Genomic DNA, 3,548 nt, shown 5'->3' with positions numbered 1-3,548 from the left:
CCCCCCCGCGACAACAGTCCTACGCGATACGCTGGTCGCCGTCGGGCGGCGTCCACTTCATGTCGACGAACTGCTTGAACTCAGCGATGAGATCGTTGTTGTTCTCATGAGCTCGACGAGTGACATCGAGGTTGGTGACTCGGCCGCGCCCCAGCCCCGGCACCGTCTTCAACTGATCTTTCGGCGTCTTGAGCAGCTTGCCTGTGCTCAGTGGTACCGCCCGCTCGAGCTGGGCGTAACCCAGCACCTTCGTCTCGTAATAGCGAGAGGCAGACATCAGCAGATTCTGACGTGCCCATCCCCGGGGAACGAGAAGAAGAGGTTTGCCAGCTGCAACGGGAAGCTCGAACGCTTTGACAACCCAGCCGCGAGTTGAAGAATCCCACGCTTGGCACCCGAACGTCTCTACTCGATGCTCACCGGCCGTGAACTCCGGGTATTGATCCACCATGTAGGACGTGAACTCGGCCAGCGCGTCGAAAATGATACGTGTCGTGATGTCCGATGTGATGTCCTTGTCGATGCCCTCTATGAAGAGCGGCAACTCCTCGATCTCTTTGAAAAGACCAAGCACGATGAAGGCCTTGAGGTCTTCATTGAGTGACCTCCAGATCCAGGATCCGACTTCGCTAGCGCCGCCATGCCCGCTGAACCCACTCTTTGCAAGACCCAACCGGGTTTCCCATGGCTCGGGAAACTGCTGAAGAAGCCACAGTCCGCGCCGGACGTCTCCTCGGGTGACGCAATCGAGGACTTCCTCGAAGAACGTCTCGGTGCACTCGTTCGCCTTGACCGCGAAGGGATCCGCTCGCTGGTGGAGTCGAATGGCACGTGGATCAAGGAACCACTTGTTGTCGACAGTGACATCGACATCCAGGAACGGTACGGGACCAGTGATCCCGTACGCGCTGGTGATAGGAGCCATGAGGCCCTCCTCATCAGGTAGTTGGCCCGAGGATGAGGAGTAGAGACACGCGTCCCTAGGGACTCCGCTACGCTGGAGAAGACTTGCACAGTCATCAACCGCGTCCTCGGACCGGTTACTGGTCTGGCCCCGCGCCAACGGGACCAGGCCAGAAGTCTTTTAAGAGTCGTCGCCCTCCGAATGGTTATCCGTAGTGCGTTTCGAGCGGTTCCCCACGATTTCTATGCTCGGACCCTTGAGGTCTATGCAAAGCATTCCGTCTTGCTCGTATGGCTTGTATCGGCGGCTGATGGTCGTGTCAATGTCATAGAACTGCGTAAACGCAGTCGCCGACATGATGACCTGTCCTGTGTCTTTCCGCGCAGACTGAGGCCGAACCGTGTATGCGTGCGGTTGATCGGATTCACGCAACGCAATGACCTGGTTGTCCTTGTCGAACAGGAGCTCCACCGACGAGGGCTCTCCAATGAGCTTGTGTGCGGCCTTGTTGATGGAGAAGATTCCACGCTTCTGGATGGTCACACTGGGAGCTTTCGCCAGTGGGGCCATCCTCTTGTCGAACACTTCGAATCCCATTACTCCTCCTACCTTGTGTTGAGTGTACCAAACGAGGTGCACCAACTACGTTGTTGAACGTCCGCCTGAAGTCGTGATGAATTTTTTCATCGCATTTCCAAAAGTTACGGGACCGTAGGTTTGAAGTTTCAACGGTTAGGCGGTTGGGGCGCGACTTCGTGTATCGGCGCCGTCTGTTCGGACGCACGACGGCCGCCGTCGGCGGGATGTCCACGGAACGAATCTGATAGGGCTTCTAAGTCGGCCAGGTCGCCGACCAGAGCATCGGACGCTCGATTCTGGACAGACTCGTATCGGGCCCAGCTCTCTTCCGCCTTCTGTTTGCATTTTCTGATCGCGTTCATGACAACGATTCCTGCGGCGAGAAGGTGTCCTGTAAGACGACCCTCTACCAGCACACCCGAAACCGGCCCGGCCCCCGAAATCCACCACAGATCACAGCCTCGAAGGCTGTGCTGGTTAACCGTCCTGCATGTTCGTCCGGGATAGGTTACCTATGACGGACTATCGTCGTCTGGTGACCGAAATCCTCATCGGGTATGCCCGATGCTCAACTCAAGGCCAAGACCTGCGAGCGCAGCGCACAGCGCTCAAACGCCTCGGCGTCGATCCGGACCGGATCTACACCGACAAGGGCTACACCGGACGCAACCGCCTACGACCGGGCCTGCGCGAAGCACTGGCCGCGTGCCGCGCCGGTGACACATTGGTCGTGGCGAAACTCGACCGGCTGGGCCGGTCCGCCGTCGACCTTCGCGCCATCGCCGACGAACTCGAAGCGAAAGGCACCCGCCTGAACATCGGCGGATCCATCCACGACCCCACCGACCCGACCGGCAAGCTCTTCTTCGGCATGCTCGCACTGATGGCCGAGTTCGAGTCCGACTTGATCAGGGCCAGGACGAAGGAAGGCATGGCCGAGGCGAAGAAGGCCGGCCGACTCAAAGGTAAGCAGCCGAAACTCTCGGCTCTGCAACACAAGCGACTGCTCGATGATTACGAGTCCGGTCAGTACAGCGCCGCGCAGCTCTGCGAGATCAGCGGGCTCTCGAGATCGGCGATGTACGCAGCCCTGCGACGCGCGAAGGAAGAAGCGCGCTCCGGCTCATCTGTGCTCGCGTAAGTCGTTGCTGATCGCCACGTACATGAGCAACGTGCCCACAAGTGTCCCGCTCTGCTCTTCTACCGTGAGCTTGCCGACCCCGTAATCGGACAGTGGGACGCGCGTGGGGTCGAAGTGGTCACGCACGAGCGCGCGCGTCAGATCCAGCGGTTCCAACAGGATCCTGTCCCGGTCGAGGTGGAATCTCCGGTACGGGTCGAAAGAATCCAAGGATGCCCAATTCGCGAGTTTGTAGGAACTCGGGAACTCGCGCTGCGTGATGTCCGCGCTCTTCTCTGCGATGTAGCAGGCCAGACCATCGCCGAATCCTGTTGCAAGGAAAGTGCACATAGCCGATTCGTTGTCGCCGAAGATATCAGTCAACCCGATCTCCACCGTCGGATCGAGTTGGTGGCGTTCAAGAAGTTCGTCGACGTTCTCGTACACCTGACTGATGTTGAGTACGACTTGACCATCTGCGGTCATGGACGCGGTTCGGTCATACGGGTCCAAAATAGGCGGAAGGCCACTCGGAAATTCGCTGTTCATTACGTCCCCCGACGAAGGTGCTAGTGGATTTCGGCAAGCGTCCTCGCAAGCTAGCAGAGGGGACCGACACGTTCGTCCCCTGACATCAATCGGACCGTGTCACAGCCCGATAGTCGGTGCGGTGCGGTCCATCCCGGGGGGTGATCCGCCCCCGGACCCCCTACTAGTCGACACCGGCCTCAACGCAGACCCCGGACCGAGGTCTACTGCGCATTCGGATGTGGGCCTCCCTGGTCTCGGGGCCGGCACACGTTGTTCCCGCGGCCGGCGTGAACCGACCCGGGTTTCTGGCCGCTCCTATGCTGGCGACATCTCCGGTTGGGGAGTCGATGGTTGAGCGTAGTAGGCCGCCTCGAACGCGTCGGGGCTGACGTACCCGAGGCGGCTGTGTAAGCG

Annotated in this window: 4 protein-coding genes; 1 reads left to right on the top strand and 3 read right to left on the bottom strand. The window is 59.6% G+C overall.

What is annotated here, in order from left to right; translation table 11 throughout:
- Positions 1–19: 19 nt before the first annotated feature.
- Both WAX14_RS01590 and WAX14_RS01585 read right to left on the bottom strand, forming a co-directional pair.
- Positions 20–925 carry a hypothetical protein gene (locus WAX14_RS01590; RefSeq protein WP_422626345.1) on the bottom strand — a complete coding sequence of 302 codons (906 nt, stop codon included), beginning with the start codon at positions 923–925 and terminating at the stop codon, positions 20–22.
- A 159-nt stretch (positions 926–1,084) separates the two neighbouring features.
- Positions 1,085–1,501: a hypothetical protein gene (locus tag WAX14_RS01585; protein ID WP_422626344.1), complete on the bottom strand. Its 417-nt coding sequence runs from the start codon at positions 1,499–1,501 to the stop codon at positions 1,085–1,087.
- A gap of 517 nt (positions 1,502–2,018) precedes the next feature.
- Here WAX14_RS01585 and WAX14_RS01580 point away from each other — a divergent pair.
- The gene (locus WAX14_RS01580) at positions 2,019–2,624 is read left to right on the top strand and encodes a recombinase family protein (RefSeq protein WP_422626343.1); all 606 of its coding nucleotides are present in this window, start codon (positions 2,019–2,021) and stop codon (positions 2,622–2,624) included.
- On the opposite strand, the gene WAX14_RS01575 is transcribed toward WAX14_RS01580, so the two are convergent.
- Positions 2,607–3,050: a hypothetical protein gene (locus WAX14_RS01575; RefSeq protein WP_422626342.1), complete on the bottom strand. Its 444-nt coding sequence runs from the start codon at positions 3,048–3,050 to the stop codon at positions 2,607–2,609. The genes WAX14_RS01580 and WAX14_RS01575 overlap by 18 nt on opposite strands.
- Between the last annotated feature and the right edge of the window lie 498 nt (positions 3,051–3,548).

Origin of the sequence: Rhodococcus sp. (in: high G+C Gram-positive bacteria), assembly GCF_049299235.1 — a bacterium.
Taxonomy (GTDB): Bacteria; Actinomycetota; Actinomycetes; order Mycobacteriales; family Mycobacteriaceae; genus Rhodococcus.
This window is presented reverse-complemented; position numbering and strand designations above follow the sequence as displayed.